We start from the raw sequence: 13,622 nt of genomic DNA on the forward strand, positions 1-13,622 counted from the left end.
GCGACCTCCGGGGGCCGCCCCACTGAATCACGTCAGAACCTGAACACGACCGGCCTTGACTGCGGCCTTCAAGACCGACCAGTCCTTCTCATTCTGATCGGCATACGCGAGGGCGAACCGCTCGATGGCTTCGTCGAATTCCTCCGACTTGCCGAGATATCCGATGAGTAGCGCCGGATCGCCCGCTTTCGCCATCGAATGCGCCAGTGCATGAGCACAGGAGGCCGCGTATTCGCTGAGGTCTTCGGCCTCGAAGGTCGTGAAGTCGAAGGCGCCCTTCATGTCACGCAGTTGTCGCACGTAGAAGTCATTGCCCGTATGCTGCATCTTCGACCAGCCGAGAAAAATATCGCTGGCCGACTGCAGCAGGCGCTGCCCGTTCACGACGCGCTGGCCGTGATTAGGGAAGCGACTCGGCGGCAAATAGTCCTCCAGAACCGAAGCCCTCGCCTCCTTCAATTGCAGAAACAGCGGACACTCGCCATCGGCCATGAAAAGCGCCTCATAACAGCGGGTGCCCACCGATCCAATTCCCACAACGCGTATTGCTACATCCACCAGTTCATAGCGGTCGAACAGGGCGCGCCTGTCATCCGGAAGCGTCAGCCGATAGTCGGCGAAGAAGTGCCGTACCAGCGCATCGTAGTGCTTCTGGTCGTGCGGGCTTTCCAGAGGAACGTGATACACCAGCGGCGGCACATCCTTGATGCGCAGCTTGCCGTTAACCAACTCGGTCGAATGATTCATCACGGAGCGCGACGACTGCAGCCGGGCCATCTCGATGACGGCCCGTTCATTTTTTCGTTCCCGTTCCGAATCGGCCATGGCCAGCATGCTGTCGGTCCCGAACTGGCCGTACCAGACGTCGAGGGTGTCCATGCGGCTGAACCCGGCCATCCGGCGCCGGAACGTCTCGCACAACCGGCGCACGACGCTGCGCTGGTCGCGAGTGGCGAATCCGCGCTCACGCGCTGCGATCACGAACGAGGCCGCTAGCCGGCGCACATCCCAGTCGAAGGGGCCCGGCAACGTTTCGTCGAAGTCATTTGGCCCAAACAGAATGCGACGCTCCGGGCTCGCGAACAGTCCGAAATTGGCCAGATGTGCATCGCCGCCGAGCTGCACGTTCACGTTGGAGTGCGGCAGCCTCGACAGGTCGAACGCCATCAGCGGCGCCGCGCCGCGATAGAACGCGAATGGACTCTGGACCATACGCCCGTAGCGGATCGGAATCAGCTCCGTCACCCGGCCTGCGTTGGACGCTTCGAGTAGCGCGAGCGGATCCCGATCTTCGATCCTGCAGTCGGCGAGCCTGTCACGCGAGACCGCCTTGCGCGCCGCCTTGCCACGCTCCATTCTCATGGCCAGCGTGCCGCGGCCCGCAAACATCGTGGAAGGATCGCCTGGTACCACCATGGTCTTCCGATCGATGCATTCCGTAGCGGGCCCGGGATGATTCGCAGCAACGGTATTGAGCATGTGCCACCTTCCTTTCAATTCAGCGTCAAGGCCGCCTCGTCAGATTGCCTGCCTCATGCCGGTTTGGTGCCCGAAGCAGGCGCGGATCCCGCTTCGGATGTCGATGGCGTGGGCGCCAGATCGCGCAGCGTGTCGACTGCAGCGTCGACCGTCGCAAAGATCTCGCGATGCGCGCCGCGCGCACGCAGTGCCTGATACCGTTCGATCTGGTGTCGCACGCCCGTCGCAAGCGCGACGGCGGCAATACCGACACCGCGCTTGTCGAGTTCCGAGCCCAGTTGGACCAAGGTCTTGCCCGCCGTGTAGTCGATGTTGTAGATCTCGGTCGCGTCGACCACGATCCAGCGCAAGGGTGGGCTCGCTTCGGTCACGACTTTGAGCACTTCCTCAGTGAAGCGGCCGGCGTTCGCGTAGAACAGATCGGCCTCGAACCGGTAAACAACGATACCGGGTGCCGCGAGCAGATTGGGTGCCACATGATGCGCGAGCCACCGGTCCGCGAGGCCGCGCGTCAGCACACGCGTGCGCAGCCGGTAGCTATGCCGCGCATGTGCGATCAGCGAAAGTACGACGGCAGCCAGAATGCCGTGCATCACATCGACGAACACCACGACGCCCGCCGTCAGCAACGCCACGACGAACTCGTCCTTCTGCATGCGGTACAGCTCGGCCATCCCCTTGACGTCGATCAGTTTCACACCGATCATGAAGACGATGGCCGACAGTACCGCGGCAGGCAGAAAACCAAGCGGCTTCGTGAGAAACAGCAACACCAGAAGGACGATTGCTGCCGTCGTAAGATGAGCGACCTGGGTGCGGCCGCCCGCTTCGTCCACCATCTCCGTCTTGGTCGGGCTCCCATTGACGACGAACGTGCCCGTGAACGCCGCCGCAGCATTCGCAGCCGCGAGGCCGATGATGTCGGCATTGTCGTCGCCCTTCTCGTTGTAGCGGTTGGCATACGCGCGCGCGGTTGCGGCGCTCTGCGCGATGATGACGATGAAACACGATGCGGCCGTGGCGAGCACCTGGTTGATCGCGTTCGTATGCATCGGCGGCAGGAACAACGAAGGCAAGCCGCCCGGCACGTCACCCGTAACCGCAATGCCGTGCGAGGAAAAACCGAACATCGCGCTCGCCACGATAGAGCCGATCACGGCGATCAGCGCGCCTGGGGCGCGCGGCGCGAAGCGTTTGCACCCGACGATCACGGCGAGCACTGCAATGGCCAACGCCGCCGTCGGTGTGTTCGTCTCAGCGATGCGCTGAAACACGGACACGACTTGCATGATCGGCCCATGCCCCGCTTTCGGGAGCCCGAGCAGTCCGGCGAACTCGCCCGCCGCGACCTGCACGCCGACGCCTGTCAGAAAGCCGATCAGCGCACTTCGGGCAAGGAAGTCGGCGAGAAATCCCAGCCGGAACACGCGCGCGATCACGAGCATTACCGCTACCATCAGCGCAACGGTGCTGGTCAGGCCGACATATTCCTTGCTGCCCACCGCGGCGACGGCGGTCAACATACCGGCAAGGATGGCCGCCGTGGCGGAGTCCGCAGCCACCACCAGTTGGCGCGATGCCCCGAAGAAGGCGAATGCGACCAGAGGCAGCAGGATCGTGTAGAGGCCGGTGACCGTAGGCGTGCCGGCAATCTTCGTGTACCCCATCACTTCGGGAATGCCGAGCGCCGCCAGCGTGATTCCGGCAACGACGTCGTGCGGCAGCTGTGCGGCGTTGATCGGTAAAAGGCCCTGCAAAAAAGGCATGCGATGCAGGAGAGGTTCCATCGAAGCAGCAGGTTTCATGTTGTCGCCTCCACTCGGTTTGTGAGCTTGCCGACCAGTGCATCCGCGATGATCTCATCGCCGATGATCACGTTGGATGCGCCAGCGTTCTCGAACAGCCCTTTTCTCAATGGATTCTCACCGGGAACGGCAATCGGGAGCGAGGGATTCAGCGTATGCGCGAGCAAGGTGATTGCCAGATTGTTGTTGCTGTCGGGTGTCGTGACGACGAGCGCGCTGGCGCTATCGAGCCGTGCATCCTTGAGCACGTCGTCGAACGCGTCGGGCGAGCCGAGCACGACCATATGGTCATGATCTGCCGCACGTTCGGCCTGCCCCTCATCACCGACGAGGACGAGGACCAACTGCCCCGCATCACGCAATCGATCGGCGACCAGCATGCCGAGGGAATGGAATCCAACCACGACGACGTGATTGGCGAGCTGTTCGAGCTTGCGTTCCATGATCCTGTTCTCCCGATAGGCCATCACATCGTCGCCAGACAACATGCCGGTCAGCTTCGACACCGCGAATCCGCCGACCACCAACGTCGCGAACATGGCCAGCAGCATGAAAACCTTTTGACGTTCGTTCAACTCGGCGAAGTCGCCGATCGTCGTGACGAGATTGACCCCATCCCAAAGCGCGGTGAACAGCCTGTTGAGAAAAGAGTCATTCGAACGGTCGAGCACGATCAGCCCGGTGGTGGCGCCGCCCAGAAGCAGCAGGAGCAGCCCGAGGGTATGTCGCGCACGGCGGCGCCATTCCCGAACGCGGATACGCCCAAGACGCGGCTCATCGACACGGAAAATCCACATGGTTGCCTCGTACGGTCAAACACCGGTTGTCGCCACTCGGCGAGCAGCGCGCCATTGCGCTCATAACTGCGACTCGATCGGCAGCAGGCCCATGAACCAGACGCTCGTACGCCGCCCAAGAGAGACGTCCGGCTCCGAGTCCAATTCCGTTACAGCACCGTTTTCGGTGGTATCGATCCAGACGATCCGGTTCGAGCCGTTCGCGTCGGCACGCAGCTCCACTCGCCAGGCAATCCGGTCCAGGTGCGGCTCGACGTCGTCGACCACCTGGCCGGCAATTGCCGGGCTATTGCAAAGCACACCGATTTCCGTGTTGAGATGGCTCGAGCGAGGATCGAGATTCATCGAGCCGATGAAAACGCTTTGCCGGTCGAACACGTACGTTTTTGCATGCAACGAGGCCCTTGAGGAACCGAAGAACTTCCGTTGTGATTTGACGTCGGCCGAACCGACCGGCTTCAGTTCATAGAGGTGTACCCCGGCCTCGAGGAGCGCTTTGCGGTAGTGCTCATATCCGGCATTGACGGCGACGACGTCGGTTGCCGCCAGCGAATTGGTCAACACCGTGACGCGCACCCCGTGCGCGGTCAGATCGCTTATCCAGGCGACCCCTTCCTTGCCCGGCACGAAGTAAGGCGAGATGATGAGCATCTGCTGTGCGGGTTTCAGGTTCAGGGCCTTGAACCGCGTCATCAAGTGGCCTTGCGTGTCAGTCGGGTCGCGGGTGATCTTGGCTGGATCGTCGTACAGAAGCGTGGCTTCTCCCCAGGCAAATTCGGTGCCGCCCGGTTCGAAGACCGTGGCCAGCCGTTCTCTCGCCTGCGCGACATACGCAGAGTCATGCTCCGATTTGATGTAGTCATCCAGTTTCGCGCGGTAGGCGGGCAGCGCAGAGGATTCCGCCGGATGCCCTGCCAGTTGCTCGATCGAATAACTCGCTTCGGAATTCCAGAACTGATCGAAGGCCTCCGAGACTTTCCGGACGACGGGCCCGTGCACCAGCACATCCAGATCCCCGAAGGCCACCACGTTCGAGGCACCGAAGTATTCGTCGCCGATATTGCGCCCGCCAAGAATCGCGGCTTCGTTGTCCGCGACCATTGCCTTGTTGTGCATGCGCCGGTCCACCCGCGATAATTCGAGAGCAGTAGCAAGCGACTTGAAGTTCCGGCTTGCGACCGGATTGAACAGCCTGATCTTCACATTCGGATGCGAGTTGAGCGCGAGCAGCACCTGGTCGTCCGGGTTGGTGCCCAGGTCGTCGAGGAGGACACGAACGCGGACGCCCCGGTCCGCTGCCTCGAGTAACGCCGCCGCGAGTTCTCGGCCGACCAGATCGTCGTGCCAGATGTAATACTGCAGATCGAGCGAACGGTCGGCTTTTTCGGCGAGCGCGATGCGGGCCACGATCGCATCGGTAGGGTCCGGCAGCAGATGAAACGCCGTCTCGCCCGGATGCTTCTGCTCTTCGGGCGCGACTAGCGCGCCGAGCCGTGTAGTTTGCGTGTCTTGAAGCGCAAAAGTCTGCGGCCGGTTCGTCTGTGGAGGCAAACCGGCGCACGCGGCCAGCATGAAGACGAGCACGCTTGCAATGAGATGCTGCAGATTTTTCATGTTCGCACCTCGCTCGAACATCGAAGCGGGATCACACCTGGCTCTCGAGCGCGAAAAGGCACTACTCCTTATTCCGCAGCCGAAGCAGCCCCATCAAAACCTCGTCTCGATACGTTGCGAGCTCCTGCAGCGAGCGGGACTGGACTTCCTCGCGGACACCCTTGATGATGCTCGCCCGCACATCCGGCGTCAGTTCCGGGGTTCCGAGCACGTGCCACCAGGCAGTCAGTGGACCAGTGAACTGATCAAAGAAGTGCTCGATGCCGCCCTGTCCGCCGCCGAGATGATAGAGAAGACTCGGCCCCATGATCCCCCAACGCAGACCCGGGCCCCACGAAACCGCGGCATCCGCATCGCCGACACTGACGACCCCCTCCGCGATCAGGTGAACCACTTCGCGAAACAGGGCGGCCTGAAGCCGATTGGCGACGTGGCCCGGAACCTCCTTGCGCAAGCGGATCGTCCGCTTACCGAGGCCGCGATAGAACGCGCTGACGCGTTCGATGGTCTCTTCCGAGGTCTTCGCGCCGCCCACGATCTCGACCAGCGGTATCAGGTGCGGCGGGTTGAACGGGTGACCGATCACGCACCGTTCGGGATGATTGGGGCAGGCGGATTGAATTTCGCTCATCGTCAGGCCCGACGAACTCGATGCGATGATCGCCTCGGGCGCCAGTGCTTCGTCGAGACGACGGTAGAGGTCCTTCTTGAAGGCGATACGCTCGGGTCCGTTTTCCTGGACCAGATCGCTCCCAGCTACGGCTTCTTCGAAGTTGTCCGTGAACTGAAGCTTCGAAGGCGATGCGCCGGGCGCGAGCCCGAGTTGCTCCAGCGCCGGCCACGCAGCCGCGATGAACTCGTCGAGCTTCTGCTTTGCATCGGGGGCGATGTCGGTCGCGACCACATCCAGACCTTTGGCGAGAAATAGCGCCGCCCAGCTCGCGCCGATGACCCCAGTTCCGATGATCGTCACGCGCTCGATTGTCTTGCTCATGGTACGGACTCCGTGACGTTAGACGAACGCGCTGAACCCACTGACCGCCTTGCCGACGATCAGTGAATTCATCTCGCGCGTCCCCTCATAGGAATAGAGCGCTTCCGAGTCGGCCATGAAGCGCGCGACGCTATAGTCGAGCACGATGCCGTTGCCGCCCAGTACCTCGCGCGCCCAGCCGACCGTCTCGCGCATGCGGACCGTGCAGAACGCCTTGGCGAGCGAGGCGTGCTCGTCCTTGAGCTTGCCCTGGTCCTGGAGTTGCGCGAGGCGTACGACCATGCACTGAGAGGCGGTGATATTGCCGAGCATCTTTGCGAGCAGATCCTGGACCAACTGGAACGACGCGATCGGTTTGCCGAACTGCTCGCGCGTCTGCGCATACTTGAGCGCGTGCTCATAGGCGCCCATACTGCAGCCCACCGCCTCCCAGGCCACATACTGGCGCGTTAGGCGCAGCACGCGCGCCGTGTCGCGGAAGGTCGAACCGCCCTGCAAGCGGTTTTCTTCAGGCACGCGGCAGTCCTCCATTGTGATGACGCCGTTCTGCACGACCCGCAGCGCGACCTTGCGCTCGATCTTAGCGACCGAAAACCCTGGCGTCGTTCTGTTTTCGACGATGAATCCCTTCACCTGGTCGTCGTCGACGTCGCGAGCCCAGATAATGGAGAGATCGCACCATGGCGCATTGCCGATCCAGCGTTTCTGGCCGTTGAGCAGCCAGGTATCACCATCACGCTTCGCGGTGGTGAGGAGCCCGCCACCGGCGCCCGAGCCGACGAGCGGTTCGGTCAGCCCAAAGCAGCCGACCTTTTCGAGGCGAACCATAGGCGGTAGCCACTTCTGCTTCTGCTCTTCCGAACCGCCGAGGTAGATCGAGCCCATCGCGAGGCCGCTTTGCACACCGAAGAACGTCGCGATCGAGGCGTCGACGCGCGCAAGCTCCATGGCGATGAAGCCGCCGAGCAGAACGCTGCCGCCGGGGCAACCATACCCCTTGAAGCCGATGCCGACGATGTTCAGATCGCGAAGGCCCGGTATCAGATCGAACGGAAACTTGTCTTCCGCCCAGTACTGGTTGATGACGGGCGCCACGGTCCGTTCCATGAAACTCCGCACTCTTGCGAGGAGTGCCTGCTCGTCTTCGCTCAAGACCTGGTGGATCATGTAGAAGTCGCTATCGGGGGCCGGCAGCGCGCGGGGAGGCTTTGTCTCTGGCATGGTGTGTCTCGCACAGGTGAATCAGGACGGTGTATGGGCAAGGTAGTCGTAGACCACTTCTGCCCTGCCTAGCGACAGGTCGGTCAGCAGATGCACGGCTGAGAGGATTTCTAGCACCGGGAGCTTCGCGACCGGTGCGAAGCAGTGCGGATGCAGTTCCAGCGACGCCGGACCTGTCCACGCCCCTTTGACGGTCAGGTCCTCGATGTAGTACCTGACGATTTCGCACACGCGCGCCGTGCAGTCCACGTGCGGCAGAATCTTCAGCAGATAGCCCGGCGCCTCGAGGGTTTTCCTGACCGAAGCGAGATCGAGCGGCTTGTACTTATAGGCCATCGTCGCCGTGGCCACGCGCACGCCGTTGTAGTCGAGCGTGCCGACCAGAGCGTCGTTGCGCACCTCCAGCTTCGGTTGCGCCAGCACCTTCGGAAAGCCCAGCAATTCTCGACCGGAGGCGATGCCGGCCTCGCTGTCGAGAAACATCGCATGCGTGAAGCCGCCGGCAACGCCATTGAGCGTAACGGGTATCACCTGGCCGGATTCGGTGTAGGAGCCAAGCCCGCTCGAATCGGGCATGTTGATGAACTCGTACTTGACGATCGGCTCGACAGGCCTGAGCGGAGCCGGGACCACTCGCGCAAGCGCCTCTGGATCGGTGCGATACGTGATGATCACGAACTCGCGATCGACGAACCGGTACGGCACCTTCGGATAGGCGGGGCTCGTCAGTGGCATCGCGTAGGCCGATGCGCGCACTTCGTCTTCAGTCATGGAACGCTCCATAGTTGCCGTGCGGGGTGGAAGGCGTGGCCTCGCTCACGACGCGCCCTTGAATCGTGCGACCGCGCCCGCATCGTTCAGCCGTGTGATATCGGCGTCGCCGAACCCCAGTTCCTGCAGGATCTGCGCACCGTGTTCACCGAGTTGCGGGGCCGCCGTGGGCTTCACTTTCGGCGAGCCGAACACCTGAAACGGGCTGCTGACGGTGCGGGCTTCCTTCCCGCCGGGCTGCGCGAGCGGTACGACGATCCCGTTGGCCGGCAATTGCGGGTCGTCGATGATTTCTCTCGCGACCTGAACGACACCGAAGATCACGCGGCCGGCATCGAGCACCTGCTTCCAGTACGCGAGCGGCCGGCTCGCGAACATCGGGTCGAGAATCTCGACCAGTTGTGCGGAGTTGGCGATGCGGTTCTCGTCGAGGAAGCGCGGGTCCTCCAGCAGGTCGGGCTTGCCGATCGCCTTGCAGAAGCCCGGCCAGTCCTTGCGCTGCGCCGCAACGAGCAGAATCCAGCGCTTGTCGGCGGTCTGGTAAGGATTGAGCAGCGCATTGGGCGGCGACTTGCGGTCGTGCTGTGCAAAGAAGTGGCCGCCGTTCAGGCCGCCTTCGACCCACGCGCCCGCGGCCCAGATGCCGTTGGCGATCAGCGAGGTCGAGACATGGCTGCCCTTGCCGGTCGTCGCGCGCACGTAGAGCGCGGTTACGATCGCCGCATAGAGCGTCGTGGCCGTCGCGTGGTCGCCAATTCCCGGGATCGGTAGCGTCGGCGGACTGCCGGCGTCATGCGTGACTTCCATCAGGCCGGAGCGCGCCCAGTATGCGGTGACATCGAATCCGGGCGTGTCGGCCTCCGGGCCTTCGGAGCCATACCCCGTGACGTCGGCGTAGATGAGCTTGTCGTTGAGCGGCGCAAAGTCCTCGTAAGTGCAGCCGAGCGACGCCTTGACGCGCGGCGGGAAGTTCACGACGACCACGTCGGCCCAGCGCACGAGGCGATGCAGCACTTCTTTGGCGTCGGACTTCTTCAGGTCGATCGCAATGCCGCGCTTGTTGCGGTTCGTCAGTTGCCATGCATAGTTGACGTCACTCGTCGGGTTCGGCGGCATCGCCGAAAAGTAGCGGTAGACGTCCCCGGTGCCCGGCGGTTCGACCTTGATCACGTCGGCGCCGAAGTCGGCAAGGATCGTCGTCGCGGCAGGGCCCGCGATGTAGCTCGCAAGGTCGAGCACCTTCAAACCGGAGAAGATGTGATTGCCGACGTTCATCGAGTCACCTCCATGATTTTGATCTGCCCGCTTCCCATAGCTTGCGCGCGCGGCGCAGCCGATCGCGAAGGGAGTGGCGAGAGCCGCGTTTTATCGACCTGTGAACTTCGGAGGCCGTTTTTCCAGGAAGGCTTTCGTGCCTTCCGTCTTGTCGTCGGTGGAGGCACATACCCCAAACAAGGCCGCTTCGAGCGCAAGTCCCTCGGAGAGCGAGCCATCGAGACCGCGATTGACAGCCGCGATCGCATGGCGCACCGAAAGCGGCGCATTCGCGTTGATCCTCGCGAGGATCTCTTGCGCGCGGCCGATCAATTTCGATGGCTCGACGATTTCGCTCACGAGCCCGATGCGAAGTGCTTCTTCTGCCGGAATCATTTCGCCAGTGAGGATGAGTTGCAGGGCAACGCTTTTGCCCACCACGCGAGGAAGGCGCTGCGTTCCGCCGAAGCCGGGAATGAGACCGAGCCTGATCTCGGGCTGCCCGAATCTCGCGTTAGGGGTTGCCAGACGGATCGTGCACGCCAACGCCGTTTCACATCCGCCGCCGAGCGCGAGACCATTGACTGCCGCGATGACAGGCTTACCCAGGTTATCGACGAGATCGAGCAAAGCCTGTCCGGCGCGTGCTGCATGCACGGCCTCGACAGGCGTTGCGGTGGCCAGTTCGCCGATGTCCGCTCCCGCAATGAATGCACGATCGCCTGCACCGGTCACGATGACGCCGCCAATGCGCGCATCGTCCCGCGCGCATTCGAATGCCGCTTTCAATTCACGGATGGCTTTCTGGTTCAGCGCATTGAGGACCTCGGGGCGATTCAGCGTGATGACAGCGGCAGCGTTGCGCTGTTCATAGACAATCGTTTCAAACGATTGTTGTGCAAGTGTCTGTTCCATGAGTCTGTGGATTCCACACGAATTGTTCAACTCGTGGACAATTTCACCACCACCGCGATTGCCGGTCACTCACTATCTACGCACTAATCCGCCCGATTTTCCCGTACCGTAATCAAGTCGACGATGGGAGAATCGAACGGAATGCAGTTCAGCGGGCGAAGTCTCGATGGCATGCACCAGCGCTGCCCATACGAAGCGCCAAGCGAGTCATACTTTGGTGTAAGCCGATCACACCAACGAACAATCTTCATTGCTTGGCTCGCAGCCTGGTACTGATGCACGATTGCGTAGCGCTCACTGAGCAAAGCTAGTTGAGGGATCGCTGCATGCGTGCGCCCCAGGTCGTTTCCATCGTCGATGACAATGAGCCTTTCCGCTCGGCGACTGCGCGCCTCGTGCAAGCATTCGGGTGGATCGTGCGGGCATTCGATTCCGCGGAGCAATTCCTGGATTCAGAGGACGTTCACAACACGGCATTCCTCATCTCGGACATCAAGATGCCGGGTATGTCCGGGTTGGCGATGTATAGCCGCCTTCTCGAACTGGGACTCGCGCCTCCCGTCGTTTTCATCACCGCGGGTCCAACTGCCTCTCTGCGCGCCGAAGTTCTCGCGACCGGCGCGTTTGCCTTGCTCGAAAAGCCGATGGACCCCGACGAGCTGGAGCGGTGGCTGAACCATGCTTTACGTCAGCCTTAGCCTTTCCTCGCGATCCTGTAGTAAGGATTTCGCTACAATGCCGCAATCCGCTACGCAACCTCGTCGAGGCTAGCGCCTATACTTCTTGTGGCGGCGTGGCAGCCCTTTTCCCACCCAACCCAGGGGATTCGCTCATGAACGGCAGTGGAATTGCAGAGGTCGCGCGGTGGTCGACCCGTGACCTGCCTGCCCCTCAACGCCTTGACGTCTGGGCGGATGTGCTGACCTCGGCAATGATCCCCCTGTATGTCCGGGCAAGCAATCCACGCGAGTTCGAAGCGAACATGACTGTGGTGGCCTGTGGTCCGCTGACGGTCGTGCGGCAGTCGGGCACTCCGCACACCTGCGGCCGGGGACGCAGCGAACTGGCGCGCAGCGGCAAGCGCCAGTATCACTTGATGATGAGCCTGAATAACACCTATCACGTCTCGCATCGCAACGATCTGTGCCTCGCGCCCGGCGACCTCGTACTCGTCGATTCGGACCTCAATTGCGGCATTGATCTCGTGCGTTGGTACGAATTTCTCAACGTCGGCGTTCCCGTTGAGTGGCTCAAACGTTGGATTCCCGACGTTGGCTCTCTTGTTGGTCGGCGCATTCCGGGTAATTCCAACTGGGGCGCCGCCCTTGCCGCCTACCTGGTCCAGCTGTTGCCTGATGCGGTTGCGAACGCGCCTATCCCGCACAGCGTGCTCGCCGATCAGGTGGGCGCCCTGCTCGCGCTCATCGCCCATGAGATGAGCGGTCAAGAGCCCCACAGCAAGCCTGCCGAGCGATCGTTGCGGGATCGCGTGAGCGACTGCCTCGCCCAGCGCTGCCACGAGCATGGCCTGACCGCCGAAGCTGTCGCCGACTCGCTCGGCATCTCGGTGCGCACACTACATCGAGCGCTAGCGGGATGCCAGCAGACCTTCGCCGATCAGCTGCTCGATGCGAGGATGAATTGTGCGCTGCGGATGCTGGAATCGAAGATATTCGCGCGGACGACGGTGGGTGAAATTGGGCGCCGCGCTGGCTTTGCGGATGCGTCGCACTTTACCCGCGTTGTGCGCAGAAGGATGGGTGTTACACCGCAGCAATTGCGTATGCGCAGCGGCACCGATTCGAGCGACACAGCGGCCCGACATGCCGCTGAAAGCGATGAAGATCAATAGCTTTCCTGCGCGTCCCACGCCACCCATGCAGGCTTGCCTTTTGGCGTCTCTATGCCAAGCGCTGCACTCATTCTGACGAGATCCGCGACCGAGCGCGCGGCCATTTTTCTCATAACCTGAGCGCGATGAATCTTGACGGTGATTTCGCTGAGCTTCAGCTCGCTGGCGATTTCCTTGTTCATCAAGCCGTCCACGACGAACAGCATCACCTGCTGCTCCCGAGGCTTCAAGGAATCGTAGCAAGCGCGTAGCGCGGCGAGCGCCCGGTGGGCCGCGAGCCGCTCGCTATCGCATGTCAACGCATCGGTGACCGCATCCAGCATGTCCTGGTCGCGGAAAGGCTTAGGGAGAAAGTCCACTGCGCCGGCTTTCATCGCCTTCACCGACATGGCGACGTCGCCATACCCGGTCATGAAGATGATTGGCATCCGAATACCGCTCTTCACGAGTTCATCCTGGAATGCGAGCCCAGTCTCACCGTGCAACCTGACGTCCAGAATCAGGCAACTCGGTACGTCCTCCTTATGGCATGCCGAAAATTCGCGGCAGGACGGGAACGCCTGAGCGCGTAGCCCGATTGAATGCAACAGGTCAACGAGCGCAATGCGCATCGCCTCGTCGTCGTCGATCACGTATACCATCGAGACCAGACCGTCGGCAGGGTTCATGTTCGTAACGGCCGAAACCGGCTCAGCACGCATCTCGTTCTCCCGCACCGGCAGCAACTGTGAGACGGCCCAACGTAGACCCGGCGCGGCCTCGGGACAGTCACGCCGTTTGCTTGCCGAACTTGATCGCTCATACCCTGACTTGCGAACCGCTACGCTCGGCATCTCCACTCACAGGCAAACCGATTCCACGTTACCGGGCGCAGCCGCGCCCCGTATTGGCGAATGCGGTCCCGTATCGTGAGAATATCC

The 13,622-nt window shown here is 62.0% G+C and carries 12 protein-coding genes; 2 read left to right on the forward strand and 10 right to left on the reverse strand.

Annotated elements, in window-relative coordinates:
- Positions 1 to 27 precede the first annotated feature (27 nt).
- The 9 genes from AB3X96_RS23235 to AB3X96_RS23275 all read right to left on the reverse strand — a co-directional run bounded on the left by AB3X96_RS23235 (position 28) and on the right by AB3X96_RS23275 (position 10,850).
- Complete coding sequence (locus AB3X96_RS23235) at positions 28 to 1,479, reverse strand: DUF2252 domain-containing protein (protein WP_368591567.1); 1,452 nt, start codon at positions 1,477 to 1,479, stop codon at positions 28 to 30.
- Between the two features lie 53 nt (positions 1,480 to 1,532).
- Positions 1,533 to 3,284 (reverse strand): SulP family inorganic anion transporter, encoded by a 1,752-nt coding sequence (locus AB3X96_RS23240; RefSeq protein WP_368591568.1) that lies wholly within the window; start codon positions 3,282 to 3,284, stop codon positions 1,533 to 1,535.
- Positions 3,281 to 4,081: a TrkA family potassium uptake protein gene (locus AB3X96_RS23245; RefSeq protein ID WP_368591569.1), complete on the reverse strand. Its 801-nt coding sequence runs from the start codon at positions 4,079 to 4,081 to the stop codon at positions 3,281 to 3,283. The genes AB3X96_RS23240 and AB3X96_RS23245 overlap by 4 nt, the downstream gene beginning before the upstream one ends.
- Positions 4,082 to 4,141: 60 nt before the next feature.
- A complete protein-coding gene (locus tag AB3X96_RS23250; RefSeq protein WP_368591570.1) occupies positions 4,142 to 5,695 on the reverse strand; it encodes a phospholipase D family protein in 1,554 nt (517 codons plus the stop codon).
- A 61-nt stretch (positions 5,696 to 5,756) separates the two neighbouring features.
- Entirely contained in the window at positions 5,757 to 6,689 is a 933-nt protein-coding gene (locus tag AB3X96_RS23255) for a 3-hydroxyacyl-CoA dehydrogenase NAD-binding domain-containing protein (RefSeq protein WP_368591571.1), read from the reverse strand.
- 18 nt (positions 6,690 to 6,707) lie between these two features.
- Positions 6,708 to 7,910: an acyl-CoA dehydrogenase family protein gene (locus AB3X96_RS23260; RefSeq protein WP_368591572.1), complete on the reverse strand. Its 1,203-nt coding sequence runs from the start codon at positions 7,908 to 7,910 to the stop codon at positions 6,708 to 6,710.
- A 21-nt stretch (positions 7,911 to 7,931) separates the two neighbouring features.
- Positions 7,932 to 8,681, reverse strand: a complete 750-nt coding sequence (locus tag AB3X96_RS23265; RefSeq protein ID WP_176123060.1) for an acetoacetate decarboxylase — start codon at positions 8,679 to 8,681, stop codon at positions 7,932 to 7,934.
- Between the two features lie 45 nt (positions 8,682 to 8,726).
- On the reverse strand, positions 8,727 to 9,956 hold the full coding sequence (locus AB3X96_RS23270; protein WP_368591573.1) for a CaiB/BaiF CoA transferase family protein: 1,230 nt from the start codon (positions 9,954 to 9,956) through the stop codon (positions 8,727 to 8,729).
- A gap of 90 nt (positions 9,957 to 10,046) precedes the next feature.
- Entirely contained in the window at positions 10,047 to 10,850 is an 804-nt protein-coding gene (locus AB3X96_RS23275; RefSeq protein WP_368591574.1) for an enoyl-CoA hydratase-related protein, read from the reverse strand.
- 326 nt (positions 10,851 to 11,176) lie between these two features.
- On the opposite strand from AB3X96_RS23275, the gene AB3X96_RS23280 reads away from it, so the two are divergent.
- Together AB3X96_RS23280 and AB3X96_RS23285 are read left to right on the forward strand one after the other, a co-directional pair.
- Entirely contained in the window at positions 11,177 to 11,548 is a 372-nt protein-coding gene (locus tag AB3X96_RS23280) for a response regulator transcription factor (RefSeq protein ID WP_176365831.1), read from the forward strand.
- A gap of 134 nt (positions 11,549 to 11,682) precedes the next feature.
- Positions 11,683 to 12,702 (forward strand): AraC family transcriptional regulator, encoded by a 1,020-nt coding sequence (locus tag AB3X96_RS23285; RefSeq protein WP_368591575.1) that lies wholly within the window; start codon positions 11,683 to 11,685, stop codon positions 12,700 to 12,702.
- Here AB3X96_RS23285 and AB3X96_RS23290 read toward each other — a convergent pair.
- Entirely contained in the window at positions 12,696 to 13,370 is a 675-nt protein-coding gene (locus AB3X96_RS23290) for a response regulator transcription factor (protein WP_368591576.1), read from the reverse strand. The genes AB3X96_RS23285 and AB3X96_RS23290 overlap by 7 nt on opposite strands.
- Between the last annotated feature and the right edge of the window lie 252 nt (positions 13,371 to 13,622).

Source organism: Paraburkholderia sp. BR13439 (genome assembly GCF_040948805.1).
Classification (GTDB): Bacteria; Pseudomonadota; Gammaproteobacteria; order Burkholderiales; family Burkholderiaceae; genus Paraburkholderia; species Paraburkholderia youngii.